The sequence below is a fragment of the Chryseobacterium lathyri genome (genome assembly GCF_003290185.1).
Lineage (GTDB): Bacteria > Bacteroidota > Bacteroidia > Flavobacteriales > Weeksellaceae > Chryseobacterium > Chryseobacterium lathyri.
Map to the genome: position 1 here is coordinate 448372 of NZ_QNFY01000001.1, position 17870 is coordinate 466241.

Annotated in this window: 23 protein-coding genes; 11 read left to right on the forward strand and 12 right to left on the reverse strand. The window is 36.6% G+C overall.

What is annotated here, in order from left to right; translation table 11 throughout:
* Positions 1-49: 49 nt before the first annotated feature.
* A complete protein-coding gene (locus DRF61_RS02085; protein WP_111953537.1) occupies positions 50-1447 on the forward strand; it encodes an alkaline phosphatase in 1398 nt (465 codons plus the stop codon).
* A 50-nt stretch (positions 1448-1497) separates the two neighbouring features.
* On the opposite strand, the gene DRF61_RS02090 is transcribed toward DRF61_RS02085, so the two are convergent.
* The 4 genes from DRF61_RS02090 to DRF61_RS02105 form a co-directional block, all read right to left on the reverse strand.
* The gene (locus DRF61_RS02090; protein WP_111953539.1) at positions 1498-2100 is read right to left on the reverse strand and encodes a DNA-3-methyladenine glycosylase; all 603 of its coding nucleotides are present in this window, start codon (positions 2098-2100) and stop codon (positions 1498-1500) included.
* Positions 2101-2280: 180 nt separating this feature from the next.
* Positions 2281-2847, reverse strand: a complete 567-nt coding sequence (locus tag DRF61_RS02095; protein ID WP_111953541.1) for a YciE/YciF ferroxidase family protein — start codon at positions 2845-2847, stop codon at positions 2281-2283.
* A gap of 142 nt (positions 2848-2989) precedes the next feature.
* On the reverse strand, positions 2990-3220 hold the full coding sequence (locus DRF61_RS02100) for a hypothetical protein (RefSeq protein WP_146896896.1): 231 nt from the start codon (positions 3218-3220) through the stop codon (positions 2990-2992).
* A gap of 10 nt (positions 3221-3230) precedes the next feature.
* Positions 3231-3458, reverse strand: coding sequence for a glutathione synthase (locus DRF61_RS02105; protein WP_111953545.1), 228 nt, complete (start codon positions 3456-3458; stop codon positions 3231-3233).
* A 140-nt stretch (positions 3459-3598) separates the two neighbouring features.
* On the opposite strand from DRF61_RS02105, the gene xth reads away from it, so the two are divergent.
* On the forward strand, positions 3599-4372 hold the full coding sequence (gene xth, locus DRF61_RS02110) for an exodeoxyribonuclease III (RefSeq protein WP_111953547.1): 774 nt from the start codon (positions 3599-3601) through the stop codon (positions 4370-4372).
* An 11-nt stretch (positions 4373-4383) separates the two neighbouring features.
* Here xth and DRF61_RS02115 read toward each other — a convergent pair whose 3' ends face one another.
* The 4 genes from DRF61_RS02115 to DRF61_RS02130 all read right to left on the reverse strand — a co-directional run bounded on the left by DRF61_RS02115 (position 4384) and on the right by DRF61_RS02130 (position 9972).
* Positions 4384-4995, reverse strand: coding sequence for an alpha-ketoglutarate-dependent dioxygenase AlkB family protein (locus DRF61_RS02115; RefSeq protein ID WP_111953549.1), 612 nt, complete (start codon positions 4993-4995; stop codon positions 4384-4386).
* Between the two features lie 19 nt (positions 4996-5014).
* Positions 5015-5800 carry an XRE family transcriptional regulator gene (locus DRF61_RS02120; RefSeq protein WP_111953551.1) on the reverse strand — a complete coding sequence of 262 codons (786 nt, stop codon included), beginning with the start codon at positions 5798-5800 and terminating at the stop codon, positions 5015-5017.
* A gap of 119 nt (positions 5801-5919) precedes the next feature.
* Positions 5920-8787 carry an AsmA-like C-terminal region-containing protein gene (locus tag DRF61_RS02125; protein ID WP_228452520.1) on the reverse strand — a complete coding sequence of 956 codons (2868 nt, stop codon included), beginning with the start codon at positions 8785-8787 and terminating at the stop codon, positions 5920-5922.
* A gap of 222 nt (positions 8788-9009) precedes the next feature.
* Positions 9010-9972 (reverse strand): beta-1,6-N-acetylglucosaminyltransferase, encoded by a 963-nt coding sequence (locus DRF61_RS02130; protein WP_202974491.1) that lies wholly within the window; start codon positions 9970-9972, stop codon positions 9010-9012.
* 172 nt (positions 9973-10144) lie between these two features.
* Between DRF61_RS02130 and DRF61_RS22520 the strand changes: the two genes are divergently transcribed.
* Positions 10145-10318 (forward strand): hypothetical protein, encoded by a 174-nt coding sequence (locus DRF61_RS22520; RefSeq protein WP_157963351.1) that lies wholly within the window; start codon positions 10145-10147, stop codon positions 10316-10318.
* Between the two features lie 206 nt (positions 10319-10524).
* On the opposite strand, the gene DRF61_RS02135 is transcribed toward DRF61_RS22520, so the two are convergent.
* On the reverse strand, positions 10525-10848 hold the full coding sequence (locus DRF61_RS02135; protein WP_111953553.1) for a nuclear transport factor 2-like protein: 324 nt from the start codon (positions 10846-10848) through the stop codon (positions 10525-10527).
* Between the two features lie 21 nt (positions 10849-10869).
* Positions 10870-11661: an SDR family oxidoreductase gene (locus DRF61_RS02140; RefSeq protein ID WP_111953555.1), complete on the reverse strand. Its 792-nt coding sequence runs from the start codon at positions 11659-11661 to the stop codon at positions 10870-10872.
* Between the two features lie 128 nt (positions 11662-11789).
* Here DRF61_RS02140 and DRF61_RS02145 point away from each other — a divergent pair, with 128 nt between their 5' ends.
* The 7 genes from DRF61_RS02145 (at position 11790) to DRF61_RS02175 (ending at position 16022) form a co-directional block, all read left to right on the forward strand.
* Positions 11790-12173, forward strand: coding sequence for a winged helix-turn-helix transcriptional regulator (locus DRF61_RS02145; protein ID WP_111953557.1), 384 nt, complete (start codon positions 11790-11792; stop codon positions 12171-12173).
* 691 nt (positions 12174-12864) lie between these two features.
* Complete coding sequence (locus DRF61_RS02150; RefSeq protein WP_111953559.1) at positions 12865-13269, forward strand: VOC family protein; 405 nt, start codon at positions 12865-12867, stop codon at positions 13267-13269.
* Positions 13270-13466: 197 nt separating this feature from the next.
* Entirely contained in the window at positions 13467-13799 is a 333-nt protein-coding gene (locus tag DRF61_RS02155; protein ID WP_034725549.1) for an ArsR/SmtB family transcription factor, read from the forward strand.
* A 56-nt stretch (positions 13800-13855) separates the two neighbouring features.
* A complete protein-coding gene (locus DRF61_RS02160) occupies positions 13856-14317 on the forward strand; it encodes an SRPBCC family protein (RefSeq protein WP_111953561.1) in 462 nt (153 codons plus the stop codon).
* Between the two features lie 83 nt (positions 14318-14400).
* Positions 14401-14979 carry a YdeI/OmpD-associated family protein gene (locus DRF61_RS02165; RefSeq protein WP_111953563.1) on the forward strand — a complete coding sequence of 193 codons (579 nt, stop codon included), beginning with the start codon at positions 14401-14403 and terminating at the stop codon, positions 14977-14979.
* 17 nt (positions 14980-14996) lie between these two features.
* Positions 14997-15410 carry a DoxX family protein gene (locus tag DRF61_RS02170; protein WP_111953565.1) on the forward strand — a complete coding sequence of 138 codons (414 nt, stop codon included), beginning with the start codon at positions 14997-14999 and terminating at the stop codon, positions 15408-15410.
* A gap of 54 nt (positions 15411-15464) precedes the next feature.
* Positions 15465-16022 carry a DUF4256 domain-containing protein gene (locus DRF61_RS02175; protein ID WP_111953567.1) on the forward strand — a complete coding sequence of 186 codons (558 nt, stop codon included), beginning with the start codon at positions 15465-15467 and terminating at the stop codon, positions 16020-16022.
* 107 nt (positions 16023-16129) lie between these two features.
* Here DRF61_RS02175 and DRF61_RS02180 read toward each other — a convergent pair whose 3' ends face one another.
* Together DRF61_RS02180 and DRF61_RS02185 are read right to left on the reverse strand one after the other, a co-directional pair.
* Positions 16130-16465, reverse strand: coding sequence for a helix-turn-helix domain-containing protein (locus DRF61_RS02180; protein WP_111953569.1), 336 nt, complete (start codon positions 16463-16465; stop codon positions 16130-16132).
* Positions 16438-16866, reverse strand: coding sequence for a transposase (locus DRF61_RS02185; RefSeq protein ID WP_111953571.1), 429 nt, complete (start codon positions 16864-16866; stop codon positions 16438-16440). The genes DRF61_RS02180 and DRF61_RS02185 overlap by 28 nt, the downstream gene beginning before the upstream one ends.
* Positions 16867-17604: 738 nt before the next feature.
* Between DRF61_RS02185 and DRF61_RS02190 the strand changes: the two genes are divergently transcribed.
* Positions 17605-17745 (forward strand): microviridin/marinostatin family tricyclic proteinase inhibitor, encoded by a 141-nt coding sequence (locus DRF61_RS02190; protein ID WP_111953573.1) that lies wholly within the window; start codon positions 17605-17607, stop codon positions 17743-17745.
* The last annotated feature ends 125 nt before the right edge of the window (positions 17746-17870 follow it).

Sequence of the window (17870 nt, forward strand, 5' to 3'; positions counted from 1 at the left end):
TTTCATTAGTTAGCATTACCCTCTAAATTGCAATACCAAATTTATCCAGATGAACAGACGCAAATTTTTAAAAGGTTCAGCACTGCTGTCAGGCCTATTCACCTTAAATCCGGTTGATTTTTTTGCCAACAGTGCAAAGGAAGTTTCAGGTCCGGGGAAAAAAGCAAAAAATATTATTTTCATGATCAGTGATGGGATGAGCTCGGGAACTTTAGCAATGGCTAATCTGTATTCTCAGAATATCCTGGGAAAAAACGGAAACTGGATGAATCTTTATCTTGAAAATAAAGTTTCCAGAGCTTTGATGGACACTGCTTCTGCCAGCTCTATTGTTACAGATTCTGCTGCGGCCAGTTCGTCTTTTGGCAGTGGATTCCGTGTGAAAAACGGTGTCCTTAATATTGGAGGCAATGGAGAAAAATATGTTCCAATCTGGCAAAAATTTAAAAAGGCTGGAAAAAAGACAGGCTGTGTCACGACAGTAACGATTACCCATGCGACACCGGCAGGTTTCTGCGTTAATTCAGACAGTAGAAATGCAGAAAATGAAATCGCGGAAATGTATGCTGAAATAGGTTTTGATGTAATGATAGGTGGTGGAGATGAATTTTTTAATCCTTTAAAAAGAAAAGATAAGAAAGATATCTATGCCCTTTATAAGCAGAAAGGTTACCAGGTTCTTAAAAATAGAGCAGACCTGAAAACTTCAGAAAAAGGAAAGAAAACTTTAGGGGTTTTCAATTCCGGTGCTTTACCATATTCCATCGACAGGGCGAATATTCCTGAGCTGCAGCAGACCCCTTCTCTTGCTGAACTAGCTCAAACTGCTATTCATCAGATGAAAGATCATCAGGAAGGTTTCGTCTTACAGATCGAAGGTGGAAAAGTTGACTGGGCAGCACATGCCAATGATATTTCTGCTTTAATTCATGATCAGATTGCTTTTGATGAAGCTATAAAAACCGTAATGGATTTTGCAGAGAAAGATCAAAATACATTGGTGATCATCACAACAGACCATGGAAATGCTAATCCGGGAACAATTTACGGACCGGATGCCACCAAAAATTTTAACAGCATCTCTGATTATCGATACACCAATGAATATATTCTGAATGCTATTCACCCGGATTTTAATCTTCAGCAAATGAAAGACTGGATCTATGAGACCAACAAAATACGTCTTGCTGATGATGAGGCCAAGCATTTACTCAGTTTTTATTCAGGGCTTGAAAAGCAGGAAGCTGGGCTTTACAACTATAAAAAATTACCTTTTAAAGCTTATTCAGAAATTCAGAGAAAGCATAATTCTGTCGGATGGATCAGTATGGACCATTCCGGAGATTATGTAGAAGTTGCGGTTTATGGCCCGGGGAAAGAACTTCTGCCACCTTTTATTAAAAATACAGATCTGCATTACCTAATGTTAAAAGCTGCACAGATATAAATATCACGGACAGACATTTTTATTGATACTAACATTTTTAACAACAGTTCTCAGGATCTTGGTTTGCTTACATATTTGTTGCCCCTGACATAAAAACGCCATGGCAGCAGTGCATCTTCCTGAGCGTAGGCAACTCCAATCCTCGGTCCTGAAACGATCTCGTCCGGAGAATATTTAATTCTGTGGTCTTCGATCCATATTTCATTTTCGGTTAAATCTTTTTTGTTAAAAGAACGGTCAATACCCAAAGCCTTAGCTGCTGAACCAGGTCCTGATGAAATAGCAGTTTTAGAAGCCGGCATATTCCGCCTGATTTCCATGATTTCTTTGCCTATTAATGGTTCCACAGCCCTTACCAATACTGCATGGGGTTCGTCTTCAACGGAGCTTACAACATTAAAGAGATGATGGATTCCATAACATAAATAAACATAGGAAACACCACCTTGGGTATATAATGTTTCGGTACGTCCGGTGCGTCGGCCACCGTAAGCATGGGAAGCTTTATCTATGACACCAAAATAGGCCTCGGTTTCTACAATGATCCCCGCAGTGATGTCCCCATTTATTTCTGTGAAAAGTACTTTTCCCAAAAGATCCTTAGCCAGGAAAATAACATCCTGATTTAAATAATAAGAAAGTGGCAGCTTCAAATCTGTTTATTTATTTGCAGTTTTAAGATGAAGCAAAGTTAAACAACTGATATTAATTATTATTAAAGCAAAGACATTTCATTCAGAAAGATTACAAAAATCCATCTATATTGTTGTTAAGATTAAGCAAAACAAAAAGAGACCTCTTGAAGGTCTCTTTAAATATATTGAATTGAGTTTTTATATTGCCTTAGTATTAATGGCAGTATCTGCTATTTTAGTGAGCAGCTCATCACATTTTTTTTCTTCGTTAAGAGTCGCTAATAGGTTTTTTAAGCATACTTTTTCTTTAAGAACTTTGGCATAGGCAGCTAGTGACCCATAAGTCGCAATTTCATAATGTTCCACTTTCTGTGCAGCGGCAATTATCCCTGCATCTCTTACAGCTCCAGCCTCAGTTTCTTCCATGATGCTTTTACCTTCATCTAATAATCCCTGCATGGCATCACATTTTTTAGCCTGGGCTTTTTTGCCGAGAGCAGCAAAACATTCTTCCAGTCTTTTTACATGAATTTCTGTCTCGTTAAGATGCTGTTCAATAGCCGTTTTCAGTTTTTTGTCTGTGGCATTTTTATGCATCTTAGGCAGAGCTTTTACGAGAGCTTTTTCTGCCCAGTAAATGTCTTTCAGTGAATCTTCAAATAAATCTTTCAGCTGTTTGGCTGCATCTTTTTTAGCAGGCGTTTTTCCTGTTTTTTTTGCTGCAGTTTTCGAGGCTGTTTTTCTTGTTGTTTTTTTAGTTTCCATAATAATATATTTTAGTGATTAATTATTCGATGGTACAATATCTACAATTATGGGACCAGCCTGCATTTTCGGGTATGTATGTGGCAGATCATAAAAGTTTACGAATACGGAAATTTTTAATAATCCAATAGGGAAGAGGCTCTTAATTTTCCGTTTCCTTTTTGAAGCTCATCACTTCGTACTCATCATTCGAGCAGTATTTTTTACAGCTGCTGTCATTAAAATGATCAGGATTTTTCGAAAAATCTTCTATATATTTTGCACTTTCTCCGGTATCGGCAGGTGCAATAATGATATGAAAATTCTGGAGTACAGATTGATCGGCTTTTTTTAAAGCTTCTTTTTTATATTCTAAGGCTTCACTGTATTTCATAAACTTGTTTTTATTTTTCAAAAATAAGTCTACCGTCGAATGGCTCGCTCCATTTTATAAAGATACGGTCATTCAGCCTGGTAATCATAGCCTGAACTGTTTCATATTCTCCGTTTTCATTTTTCCTTTCAACGATAAGGTTCGATCCTTGACCAATTTCCTGAATGGTAAATTCTAACTGATACTGATTTTCATTATTCAATATGAATTCTGCTTTTGTAAAATTTTTATTTAACATGGGATAATGTTTTATTTTTATTGTAATGAATAAATTATGCCAATATAATTCCGGATTTTATTTTTAATATACAACATTCCATTTGATGGAATAATTATTGCCTTCTAAACAGGTAAATAGTTTCTAAATCATCTCAAACTATGAAAATAGCAACATATAATGTAAACGGAATCAATGGCCGTTTACCGGTCTTGCTGCAATGGCTGAAAGAAGCCAGTCCGGATATTGTCTGTCTTCAGGAACTAAAAGCACCCCAGGAACGTTTTCCTTTAAAAGAGATTAATGCAGCGGGATATGAGGCCATATGGAACGGGCAGAAAAGCTGGAATGGAGTAGCCATACTTGCCAAAGATCTGGAGATCACAGAAGTTCAGAGAGTCCTGCCCGGAAATTCTGAAGACGTGCAAAGCCGTTATATTGAAGCTATTATTGACCAGATGGTGATATGCTGCCTATACCTTCCCAACGGAAATCCCTATCCGGGCCCAAAATTTGATTATAAACTAGACTGGCTCAAACGTTTTAAAAAACGAACTAATGAGCTCATCAAAATGGAACTGCCTGCAATACTTATCGGTGATTTTAATATTATTCCTGAACCCCGGGACGTTTATAAACCTGAACGCTGGGAAAATGATGCATTATTCAGGACAGAAGTCAGAAAGGCCTACAAAGATCTGCTAAATAAAGGCTGGCTTGATTCCATCCGTACACTATATCCGGATGATACTATTTACACTTTCTGGGATTATCTGTATAAGGCATACGACCGTAATGCAGGTATAAGGCTGGATCATATTCTTTTAAGTCCATATCTTCATTCAGACTTAAGATCCGGCGGTGTCGACAGTCATGTCCGTGGCTGGACGAAAAGCAGCGATCATGCGCCTGTATGGATTCAATTGGAAAAATAAATATCTATTGCCTACATTTCATGAACCAGGCGGAAGGTTAGGTTGATCCGTGGCTTCATAGGTTTTGCAGATTTGGCAATACGGTGCTCCCAGTTAACCTGCAGATCTCCTTTCATAATCAGCAGGGATCCGTGCTGAAGTGGTAAGCTGTATTTATTCTGATGGTCATCTGCTTTGCGGAAATCAAAATTCCTTATCTGACCAAGACTTACGGAAGCAATGACTGGCCGGTTCCCCAGCTCGCTTTCTTTGTCACGATGCCAGGCTACAGAATCGTTTCCGTCACGGTATAAATTCAGCAGTACAGAATTAAACTTGTAACCGGATGATTTTTCTATCTGTTGTTTTAAGGATAATAATTCAGGGAGCCATGGATTAACGTTAAAAGAGTTGCCACCCAACTGATAGGTCCTGCTTTCATCTCCATACCATGCTGTCAGCCTCGGGGTCAGAACCATTTTATCATACATTTTCTGGGTTCTCTGCTTCCACGGAGCTGCACGAAGCAGAAGCTCCTCAAGTTCTGAGGCTTCATCTTCCGGTAAGAAGTGTTCGGTGTACTCGATCAATTCTTTCGGGAACCGGAAATATTCATCTGAATTAAATAAGCTTAACTGATCCATTTCACTGTTTATATCAGCTTTATTTAGGTTTCCGGCGTCCGGAAACTTTTTGGTCCAGCTGTTTGATATCCTGCTTCAGTTCCCGGAACATTTCTTTAAAATTATAATTATCATAGTCACCGGGCTCGAAGTCTTCAGGAAAAATCCCTGATGCGTACTGCCAGATTTCCACAATTTCTTCAAAAGGGATATCATAAGGTTCGTAGAATGAATTATCGGCACTTACACAGATAGTATTCCCCTTTTTTTCCTTGAAACGTTTATAGGTAATTCCGTCATTTAGAGTGATAAAAACATAAGTTTTTCCCGGTTTCAGCTCATCAATTCCCTCTACATATTTCCCTACGATATAGGATCCGTTCCTAAAAGGCGGCATTGAATCTCCATCTGCAGGAAAAGCTCTGTATTTGCCGTTAGTTAGGAAGGGTAGGGCAATTCTCTGCAGGCTTTCAATATAACCTACGTCACTGTAACCTTCAAGGTATCCCATTGATGCTTTCTGCGGAATAATTTCAATGGCATCATTTCCCAAATCATCTACAGCCACCGGAAGGACAATTCTGTTATCCGGAAGCTTTAGCATGTCTTCAACCGGATATTTACTGATATCTACAGAGACCAGAAGATCAATGCTGACGTGAAAATATTTAGATATTTTTATCAGAAGCCCGATAGGCGGTTCAGAAACTCCGTTTTCATATTTGGAATACCGTACACGGGAAATTGCCAGTTCATTGGCTACTGATTGTTGGGAGAGCTCTCTTTTATCCCTCAAAAAGCGAATATTGTTTGAAAAAATCGACATTGATACAAAATATATCAACAAAAGTACAAATTCCGATTAAAAAAGCACTTGTTTTTGCAGTACAAAACTTATAAATCCCATGGAATCAACTTGTTTTTTTTCTTGTTCGTATTTATTAGTTATTTTTCCTTAAGATCAGTGTTGATCTGCTTTTCCGCATTTTTCGCTTTTTGTTCCTGAGCCTGTTTCTCTTTGCGTTGCTGACGTCTTGTCTTTTTCTCGGCACGTCTTTCTTCACGGATCACTTTATTGGATTTTTTATTGTACAGGGCATCAATAATTCCCTGTCCAGTTTTACTGAAGATCTTAATTTTCGGCTGGGCATGGGTTCCCGTCACAACGACAGGAAAACCAATCCATCCGCCCGGTGGCAGCCCAACTCTTATTCTGAGATCCAGTAGTCCATTGAAGCTTGTTGTTCCGCTTATGGAAGGCCTCAGCACAGAAACTTTAAATGTAAATTTATCCACGTGGATCAGGTTGTTTTTGATATGGGATTCAATATTTACTCCTTTCATATCAGGATTATCAAAAGCCTGTGCACCGATGTTATCACCGACAGCAGAGAACATTTTTAAATTTTTCACTTCTACATCACGGAGATTAACAATTCCACCGCCTTCCAGTGACGGATAAATAGGTTTCATATTTTTATCAAAATCTCCTTTCAATTTATAGTCCAGCGACACGATTCCTTTAACATTCCTGGCAGCTGTGGCCATTTCACGCACCATCTCAATTTCTTTATAAGCACGCTGAACATCAAAGTCCTGAACTTTAAGGGAGATATCGTAATTAGCCGTCAGCGGAGACTCATCCTGGTAACGGGCATCAATGTTCATACGGCTTCCGATGATGTCGAATGATGTGTTTTTAAGATAAATCTGGCCTGTATTGACAGAAGCATTTCCTTTAAGATGATGAAACGCCAATCCTTTGAATTCAACTTTTCTAGCATTGGCTTCCAGGGAAACATCAAGATTTTTCGGAATAATGACAACACCGCTGCTTCCCGGATTTTCTACTTTGGCATATTCTACTTCTATAGACTTATCCGTATTATCCCCGTTTTTAAGCGCCATAAACTCATCAATCAGGATATAATTGGAGTTTAAGCCAAATTTTCCGTGAAGGGTTCCTTTTCTTTCAATAAAATAGTTGATGGTATTCAAAAGATAACCGTTTAAGGCAAAATCGGATTTTCCATAAGTGGCCAGGAATTTTCTGAACCACATTTTTTCATTCTCAAACCGGAAGTTTCCTTCTCTGATAAAAAATGATTTTGGAAGATATTCTGTAGTTGCTTTAATATTCTTTAAAATCAGAGTTCCTTTGTTGTCCAGCTTGCTGTACTGACCTTTTGTAGCATAGCTTTGGCGGCCATTAAGCGAAAGATCTGCCATAATGAGACCGCTGACATCAAATCCTTCTTTGGCAAAAACTTTATAGATTCTTCCGACATTCAGGACTCCTTTTGCCCGCACTTTATACAGCAGGTCTTCAAAATCCCGCAGATCAGCATTGACGAAAACTGGATTGCCTTCAAAATCAAAGCTGAAAGGATCCAGCTTGACACCAAGGCTTCTGAAAGTACCGTCTGTATTGACAATATTGGCTACCAAATTGATATTCTGAATAGGGTTGGGGTAGTATTTTGTTTTCACCAGACCATTTTTGAGATGAAGATAACCGTCGGTTTTCGGGAATAACTTTTTGTCCATACTAAAAATACCATTGGCCTTGATATTGGTATCCATAAGTCCACGGATGTCAATATCTTTCAAACCTAAAGCCTGATCAAGTGTCTGAAGATCTACAGCACCTTTTATATCAGCATCTACCTGCATTTCATTCAGGCCTTTGGTTTTCACGAAAGCACGGAAATTATTGTTCGGACCGAGATCAAAGTTTAGTTTTTTTAAGTCCACAACAAGCTGATTGGTATCTAATGACGGGAGATCTATATTCAGATCCATATTCAGGTGGTTCATAGGAACGGGTGCTTTTCCGTTGGAGACAAAACCGTTTTTAACCAAAAGACGTACTTTGAGTCTTGGCTTGATGTTTTTAGGCTCACTGAACCTTCCTTTTATATGGAAATACAGATCACTGTTCCCTTCAATTTGGGTGTCTTTTGCCCAGTCGAGATATTGTGGCGGCAATACGGAAATCATTTCCCGGATTGTAGTTTTTTCCGAAGCGGCATTGATATCCATATTGTAGCCATCCCTGAGAATACTAATAAAACCAATGAATTTTAAAGGAAGATCATTAATCCTTAATTCATTTTTCTTCAGAACAAAAGTTAAGGCATTGGTATTAATTCTTGTAATCAGATCAGCATGTAAGGTTTTTTGTTTGGCATAATAGATCCTGTTCAGGCTAAAATCCACTTTATCAATATCAAGATTAGTCTCAAGATCGAAAATATCTTCGCTTAAGCCGCCTTTTCCGGTGTAGTTAAGACCTTTGGCATCAACCAGAACTCTTGCGGAATGATCATTATATTTGATATTCCAGTTTCTGAATTTAATCAGATCCAGCTTTATGGATGCTCCTGTTTCTGTAGTATCTTTGGACTTTTCGGAAGTTTTGGAAATGTATACGTTGTAGTTGGCCTCTCCTTTACTGTTCACAAAAACATGGGCATTGGCATCGGTTACATATATTTCATCAATTTTTACTTCACGGTTGAAAATCAGATTTTTAAGATTAATTCCTACTGCAACTTCTTTCGCCGTCAGTAAGGTGTCATTTTGAAAAGGTTTTGAACCCTGTAAAACAAGATTATCCACTGAAACCGTAAGGGAAGGGAAGTGCCGGAAAAAAGTAAGATGAGTCTTTTTATAGTCGAGCTTTCCCGCAAGATGTTTATTGGCAAATATTTTTACCTGATGAGAAATTGTTCCCGGAAACAGTATGGGAATAATAAACATCAAAAACAAAATGACAGCTATTGAAATTCCTGTCCATTTTAGAATTTTCAAAATTATTTTTTTAAACCTTTCCATAGATCCATAATTTTGATATGTTATCATTATGAACTGATAACAATAATTAGTTATCGCAATCTAAAATCAAGCCATTTGTTAAAATTATCATCATAAAAACAAAAAAGGTAAAGTCCGTTTTTACAAATAAAAAACCTGGCTTAATCAGCCAGGGTATCTTTGAGATTGTGAAATTTTTTTGAGATTTTCAGTTCAGTTTTAATTGAGGTGATTTAAATTTTTGGCAATACTTTTTATATCACTTACTTTTATGAACGTTTCAAAAGGCTTATCATACCGATCTTTAATGCATCCTATGATTTTACTATCCACATTATCATCAAATTTCCTTGCAAAAAGATGGTTCCCTGTTTGCAAAAAATCTAAATCTGTTTCAGTGAAAGTTTTTGGCCTCAATTTAATATCACCATCAGGAATCCAGATAATTGCTCTTTTATCATCATCTACCAAAATACCGTCAAAAGAGGTATTCATCAACACGGTCTGGAAGAAAGACTCATCTGCAATTAAGGTATTCAGATAATAGTCTTCAAACCTTTTCACTTCCGAGCTGTTGCAGATAAATTCACAGCAGTTTCGGGTGAGGATCATCCATTGTCCGCCAATATAGGGAATGACACCTTTCATAAAATCTCTTTTATAGGTTTCCTCTGAAATTTTATCTTCTGATTCTTCGAAGTAATTTTCAATCCGGTTCATCGTTTCTGGCCTGCTTTTCTTCTGATCCGCAATTTTTATATAGCTCTTCCCATTGTTTTTTGACAGAAATTCTTTAATAATTTTCTGTGATTTCAAAGGATAATCCTGGCCGCTTAAGTTAATAAAGTAGTCCCACTTCATCTCCATGTCCAACAGATATTTCATTCCGTCCAGCTCTGCCTGAACCATGCTGTAGCCACCCCAAACAACATTCTTACTTTTAAGAATGTGTACATTCGGGTATTTCTGTAAAAAGACACTGACTTCTTCGCCAATCTCCTGATTGGCTTTCTTGTCGATATGAATAAGATAAAAGTTGGAAGGATCGTAAAGAGCTTTAAAAAGTCGCTTGAATTGGCCTGGTAAACGATGTACTAAGATTAAGTACGCAATATTGATGGATTTCATCGGAATATTACCTATACTATGTCCATTACTCTCTTCAGGGCAAACATTACTCATTTTATATTATTTAAAAATTATGAATGTTTACAACTTATTTTATAAAGTATTAATAGACATTTCCGTAAATATACAAAAATTAAATGGATTTTTTTATATAATAAGCAATACAATATAGTGATTTATACTTAAAGTTTAATTGGCACGGTTTTTATATTATAACTCAAAAAATATGATGAAAATAATTAAAAGAATTGGAGCAGCTGTATTAGTTGGATTATTTGTAGCTTCTTGTGCTCCCAGATTAAAGCCTAATGGAAATCATGGCCTTCCACCGGGACAGGTTAAAAAAGTAACCGGCGCTAAATCAGCAAAGAATTATGCACCAGGTCATTATAAAAAGTAAAAATTCAAAACCTCTCAATTCAATCGGGAGGTTTTTTAATAATTTCTGTTCATTTTTGTCGAAAAAAATTCTTTAAAATACCAGGTTTAAAAAGTATTGGAGTATTTTATAAATTCAAATATTTGAAATCTCAAAAAACAATAAAAATTACTTCCGAGAATGGTTTGCCCCGTTATTCAAAAAAAACGGCTAAGTTTAGCCGTTTTTTAATCAGTTACTTTCAAACGTTGTATTTGTCCGTCAACAATTTCGAAATGAAATTTTAATATAATTGGACTCCCAGGAAATGTACCTGAACACTCTGCAGATAAGATACTTGAACTGCCATTTTCTTCATAACTGACAGGCGTCATAACCGATTTGTAATGCTCGTTGGAATCTGCGATCCAATGCTCTATTTCTTTTCTTCCATTGTGTGTTTTTCCTTCATCAAAAACAACAGCTGTATCAGAAAAACAATTTGCATAGGCAACGCTATTAAAATCGTTCTGAGCTTTTACTAATTCTGTGATTACTTTTGGTAAATTCATATTTTCTTTTTTTTAAGATTATTAAATTGTTGGTACTGTGCCACCATCGATTACGAATTCAGTTCCTGATAAATAGCCGGCTCTTGGTGATACAAGAAAACTAACTAATTCAGCTACTTCTTTTGGTTCGGCAGGTCTACCGAAAGGTATTCCACCTAATGTATCTATTACACTTTGTTGCGCTTCTTCTACAGTGCTGTTTGCGTTTCTTGCAATTTCGCCCAGCCAGGCTTCAGATGCTGTCGTATTGATCCAGCCTGGCGAAACAGTCAGAACCCGAACACCTTTAGGGGTAACTTCGTTTGATAAACTTTTACTATAGTTTCTCAAAGCTGCTTTTGCAGCTGCATAAGGCAAAGTTGAATCGTACAAAGGGAGTTTACCCTGGATGGAAGCGATGTGAATGATAACACCACTTTTCCTATCGATCATTTGTGGTAAAAAACCTCTGTCCAGTCGAACAGGAGCAAGCAAATTAGCTTGTAGGGTTGATTCCCAGTCATCATCTGTTAGTGCAGCAAAACCGCCTGCAGGCGTAGATGATCCCCCAAGGTTATTTACAAGAATATCCAGCCTTCCATAAGTAGATAATACTTCGCTGATTACTTTTTGTGTCCCTTCTGCCTTGCTCAGATCGGAGGCAATAAAATGCAGATTGCTGCTTTCTTTTTCAGGTGCATTTCTAGCAGAAATGATAACTGTTGCGCCAGCTTGTAGCAACCTTTCTGCAATTGCTTTTCCTGCTCCTTTTGTACCTCCTGTTACCAATGCAATCTTGCCTGATAACTCATTGTTGAAATTAAATTGTTCCATTTTTAAGAATTGTTTATAGGACAAAATTGGGGTATAAAAACAGTTTGCACAAGTACGGAATTACGATTCATATAGGGATAAATTATTCCCCTATTGCACTAATCGGAACATACGTTTAATTTTGCAATATGTATGAGAGAAAAATAATACCGAACTTAAATTGCGGTCTTGATCTGATCGGTGAAGTACTTTATGGTAAATGGAAAATACGTTTGCTTTGGTTCATTGATCAGGGACATAAAAGACCAAGTGAATTGCAGCGTAAGATACCGGATGCAACACGACGGGTTTTAAACATTCAGTTAAAGGAATTGGAAGACCACGAATTGGTTACAAAGAAAATTTATCCGGTCGTACCTCCAAAAGTAGAGTATAGTTTAACTGAGTTTGGTAAAAGTTTGATTCCTGTAATAGGTATTTTAGGTCAATGGGCGGATCAACATGAGGATCGGCTAAGAACGTTGATTATAAAAAGAATTCAAGGATCTGCTGATATAGAAAATTTCAGCTAAATTAATCTCAAAAAACGTTAAAGAAGATAATTATAGAGATTGTCTGTCTGGGTTAAAATACAAAAATCTGATAAAAAGGACAGACCTTCAGATCGTGTTCTTACAAAATGGACATCACATACAATTTAACATAATATAAATTATAGGACAAATAATAAATAATAGGACAGGAGTATAACCTCTTCAGATTCTGCTATTTTCAAAACTTTTCTGTCAGACATTCTTTAACGGATTCTGAGAACTCTTCTTTATTCAAAAACTTTCCTTTTTCAATCTCGCCCAATAAACTTATTGTCTCTGATGTACATTGTTAGATTTTTATTCTCTATAAACCGGTTAAATTATTTCTGATTTGCTGTGCATGGCTATACGGCATAAAAATCCGATCTTAGAAAAAATAATTACGGCAAGCTCGTGATCATAGCAAGTTCTCCATAATTTTTCCTGTCATAAAGATGCTTATGCTCTGTCAGCTCAACAAAGACTTTTCAACGCTCACAGCCTTGTCTTTGTATTTGCTCCTGAATCATTGAATTTTCTTTATAAACATTCCGCTCACTGTATTTACTGGTTGACTTACCAGCATCAATATATTATGTTAAATTGGATCATAAATACAAAATCTTGTCCCATGGCAATTTCAGTTATTCCAAAAAGCAATACCTTTATTCTAGCCAAAAAATAAAATAATATGAAACCTAAAATGATCTGGGCCAATCTTGGAGTGAGCAACCTTGAGCGTACCCAAAAATTCTATACAGAACTCGGATTCAGGCCTAATAATCCTAATTCTTCCAATGAGCTGGTCAGCTTTTTTTTCGGGGAAAATGAGTTGATCATTCATTTTTTCTTAAAAGAAATACTGGAAGCCAATCTAAAAAATGTAAAATTTGGTGACTCTCAGAGCCCCAATGAAATTATATTCACCCTTTCTGCAGAAAGCATAGAACAGACAAATCTGTGGGCCCAGGAAGTCGTAAAAGCCGGCGGTAGTATCGTTTCGGAACCTGAAAGCATCGGAGACCATTATTATGGTTTTGTCTTCGCAGATCCTGACGGGCATAAATTTAATGTATTTCATATGAGAATAAATTAAGTTAATATTTCTCACAGATCAGGCAGATGTTGCAGATTTTTATACATTCAATCTGTTTTAATCGTTAAGATCTACAGGAAATATGAAACAATTATTTATCGTTAAACCCTTTTATTTCAATATTAATTACAATTTTCACAAAAAAAACTTGCGTAGTCAAATAACTTCATTTAAATTTGTAGTCAAATAACTACACAATGAATTTAAGAAGAGATGTATTCCAGGCGATAGCCGACCCTACCAGAAGATCTATCCTGATGCTGGTGGCCGCTCAATCTATGACCGCCGGCGCTATCGCTTCCAATTTCGACACTGCAAGACCTACTGTTTCCAAACATCTTCAGATCCTTACCGAATGCGAATTGCTGAGATCTGAACAGAACGGCCGTGAAATTATCTATCACCTAAATCCCAATAAAATGAAAGAAATAGCCGATTTTATAGAACCTTTCCGCCAGATGTGGGACGACAGATTCAATAAGCTGGAAAGTGTAATGAAAGCCTATCAGAAAAAGATAAGTAATGAGTAATATTTCCGCTCCTACCCAAAACTCTCCCACTCTAATACTATAAAACACTCAAAATCATGGAATTAAAAACAAAAATTCACGCCGAAGACGGCAAGCAGGAAATATTCATCATCAGGGAATTTGATCTCCCGGTTGAGCTTCTTTTCAAAGCCTACACCGAACCGGAAATTTTTGAACAATGGATGGGCACCAAAGTCCTTAAAATGGAAAACAGACCGCATGGAGGCTATCACTTTCAGACTTCCAATCCTCAGGGCGATGTGGTTTTTAGCGCCAACGGAACCATCCATGAGTTTGTTCCCGGCCGCAGGATCACAAGGACTTTCCAGATGGAAAATACACCCTTCCCTGTTCAGATCGAATTTTTAGAATTTGAAAAACTAACAGACAGTACCAGCAAAATTACCATTCATACCATTTACAAATCTGTTGATTTCAGAGACCAGATGCTGAAACTGCCTTTTGCACAGGGAATTAATATGGCTCATAACCGACTTCAGGAATATTTTAGAAGCTAGATACTAGATTTCAGTTACTAAAAAGGTTAAGAATTGATATATTCTCCAACTCTAATACTCTCAAACTCCAAACTATCACCACTATGAATCCAAAAGTTGATTTTTTCTTTGACAAGGCCGGACAATGGCAAAAAGAATTTGAAAAATTAAGAACGATTATTCTCGATACAGGATTGGAAGAAGATTTGAAATGGGGCTGTCCCTGCTACACCTACCAAGGCAGAAATATTGTTCTGATCCATGGGTTTAAGGAATACTGTGCCCTACTCTTTTTCAAAGGTTCCTTACTGAGTGACACTCAGAACATCCTGATTCAGCAGACAGAAAATGTACAGGCGGCACGACAGATCCGCTTTACTGACCTTAAAGAAATCACTGATTTGGAAAAAGTAATCAGAACGTATGTGTATGAGGCTGTAGAAATAGAAAAATCCGGTATAAAAGTTCCTATGAAGAAAACCAGGGAATTTGAAATGCCTGAAGAATTTCAAAGTAAACTGGATAAAAGTCCGGAACTCAAAGAAGCTTTTGAAGCCCTTACTCCCGGACGGCAGAGAGCTTACCTGCTCCATTTCTCTTCCGCCAAACAATCTGCAACAAGAGAAGCCAGGATTGAAAAATATATTCCACACATCCTTACAGGAAAAGGCATAAACGATTAACTTCAAAAAAACTACTTATGGAAACACAGAACAAATCTCAAAAAAGAAACAGGATTATCTACTGGATCTTCACGATCTGGATGGCATTGGGGATGGTATCCACAGCCATTGTTCAGCTTATGAAAAATAAAGATGAACTTGCAAACTTCACGAATCTAGGCTACCCTGCTTATCTGATGACCATTATCGGGGTCTGGAAACTCCTGGGCGTTATTGCTGTACTGATCCCAAAACGTCCGCTGCTTAAAGAGTGGGCTTATGCAGGATTTTTCTTTGTAATGTCCGGAGCACTTATTTCCCATATCATTGTGGGGGATACTTTTGGAAGGACTTTTCCGGCTCTGTTATTGCTGATTTTAGTTATTATTTCATGGTATTTCAGGCCTTCAGACAGAAAAATAGCTGTAATAAATCCTTCTGAGCATGTATAAAATGATCGATAAGAACTAGACAGTTAAAATCAAACATTAAATAAAAAAACTGATATGAGCAAAAAGAAACTGACAGCCGAACAGAGCACAGGGCTTTTAAAGGTATTGAAAACCCGTTTTGAGAAAAATATGAACCGTCATAAAGACCTGAGCTGGGAAAAGATTCAGGAAAAACTGGAAGCAGCCCCGGAAAAACTCTGGTCATTGAACGAAATGGAAGAAACGGAAGGAGAACCCGACGTGGTAGCTTACGACAAAAAAACAGACGAATATATCTTTTTCGACTGTTCTCCGGAAAGCCCGAAACGCAGAAGTCTCTGCTACGATTACCAGGCCTGGGAGGCCCGTAAAGCCAACAAACCTGACAGTAATGCTATTGACAGGGCTTCCGAAATGGGCATCGAATTATTAACAGAAGCGCAATATCGCCAGCTTCAGGAACTCGGAAAGTTTGATCTGAAAACTTCCAGCTGGATAAAAACTCCGGCAAATATCCGGGAACTGGGAGGAGCCATTTTCGGTGACCGCCGTTACAATACGGTTTTTATATACCATAATGGCGCAGATTCCTATTATGCGGCAAGAGGATTTAGAGGGTTATTAAAGGTTTAAAATATGATAACAAATACTGAGAGGGGGTAATCTGTTCCAATTTATAAAAACAATAAATTCATAATTTACCCTACTCTCTTCTGAAAATCATTCGCCTTTCAGATATTTCAAACCGTATTTTTTCTCCATTTTCTAATGGTATTTCTGCTGATATTAAAATGGCTGGCTACCTCGCTGTTACTCAAATTGTTATCCTTTTGATAATCAAGAATCTTTTGTACCGTTTCATTATCATACGAACGGTGTCTCTGATTGAGGGAAATTTTTTTCGCATTATTCCCGAAAATAATAATATTAATTCTAATAATGTCGATGCTGGATAGCTGTTCTTTAGATAATATTGTTTTACATTTTTCCTTCTTTTCGGGGTGCTTTAATTCTATAAGGTCTGAGTATATTCTTTTATAATCCGGCCTTATTCTTTCATGTACTTTTCTATCCATCTATATAATGTAGTTTTAGGAATTTTGTACTCATTTACGATTTGATATTTACTTTTTTTTCCGGTTTTAATGAGCTCTAGAATAAATTCAATAATTTCTTTGGTATAAATGTTTTTCCGAAATTCAGGCAGTGATGATTTCTCTTTACCAGAGTCTTCCCCCTTGATTGTTGAGGGCGAAGAGTATAGCATTAAATGATGAGAATAGATTCTAAAGAAATCGTATTCTAATAATTTGCACCATTTTAAAACTAAATCTGTTGAAAGATTCTCCTGTACCAGCATTTCCTCCATCTCAGCTTCAGTACATTTAAAAAAGTTGCAGATACGGGGGATTTCTATATCATGTTCTGCAACGCGCTGTTTGATGAGAGCTCCGATATGTATTTCTTTGAAATTCATTGCTTTTCTTTAGTACGAATAGACTAAATTGTTTAGCATTTTAGTCATCATTTGTGTTTATTTATAAATCTGTGTTTTTACTTATATATTTATGACATCTTGTATGGCAAATCAGCAATTCCTGTATGAGAGCTATAGGTCTCTAAACACGAGCCGGAGAATTATTTCCCATAACTAAAACTGTTTAGGATATATAAGATTACAAAGATATCTTTTCTTCTATGGAAAAAATAGAGCAGCAAACGCAAACACTCATAAATAGCTGATAAACAATACATAAACAGATGATAAAATTCGGAATTTCATTAATTTTACTAAAAAAGTGATGTAATCAATGTTGTAATAGTTTTTAATCCTTTCTATGAGCATAGCATGGCCTTGATTATGTCTGATCTCAAAAATGTTTTCTGGGAAATGCAGATTTTATATCAATTTTTTGTAAATTAGACCATGCAGGATAAGAATGTCAGAATAGTTTGATGGTTATAGAAGTTCTTCCTTCGAAAGTCCGTTTGGCTATGAAAAGTTCCTCGGTTAGTAAAATTTGTTTTAAGATATTTTTTCATTTCGAGTTAAATAAAAAATATTAAAATTCGGAATTCGAGTATCATTATCAATGCTGATTATTTTTATATAATGATTTTATTATTAGATTTGTTACTAAAGAACACCAATGATGAAGCTTGTAAATTAATACAGTTATAACAACTCAATCATATTAAATTAAACAAAAACATTATGAAAGACAAAAATCCAAAAAAGAAACCTTTTTTTGCATCATTCTTAGAAAAGCAAGTTAAAGATCCTAAAAAAGTGAAAGGAAGTGGGCCAAACTATACCACAAAATATCCATCAGACAATGATGAAGCTGTAAATTAAGACAGTTATAATAACAAATCATCTCCAAGGAAACTTACCACTAAGTTTCCTTTTTTAATAAAATCCGGCCAATGATTCTCTGCATTACCCACTCGAATGATTTTTACAATATTGATATTTTTTTT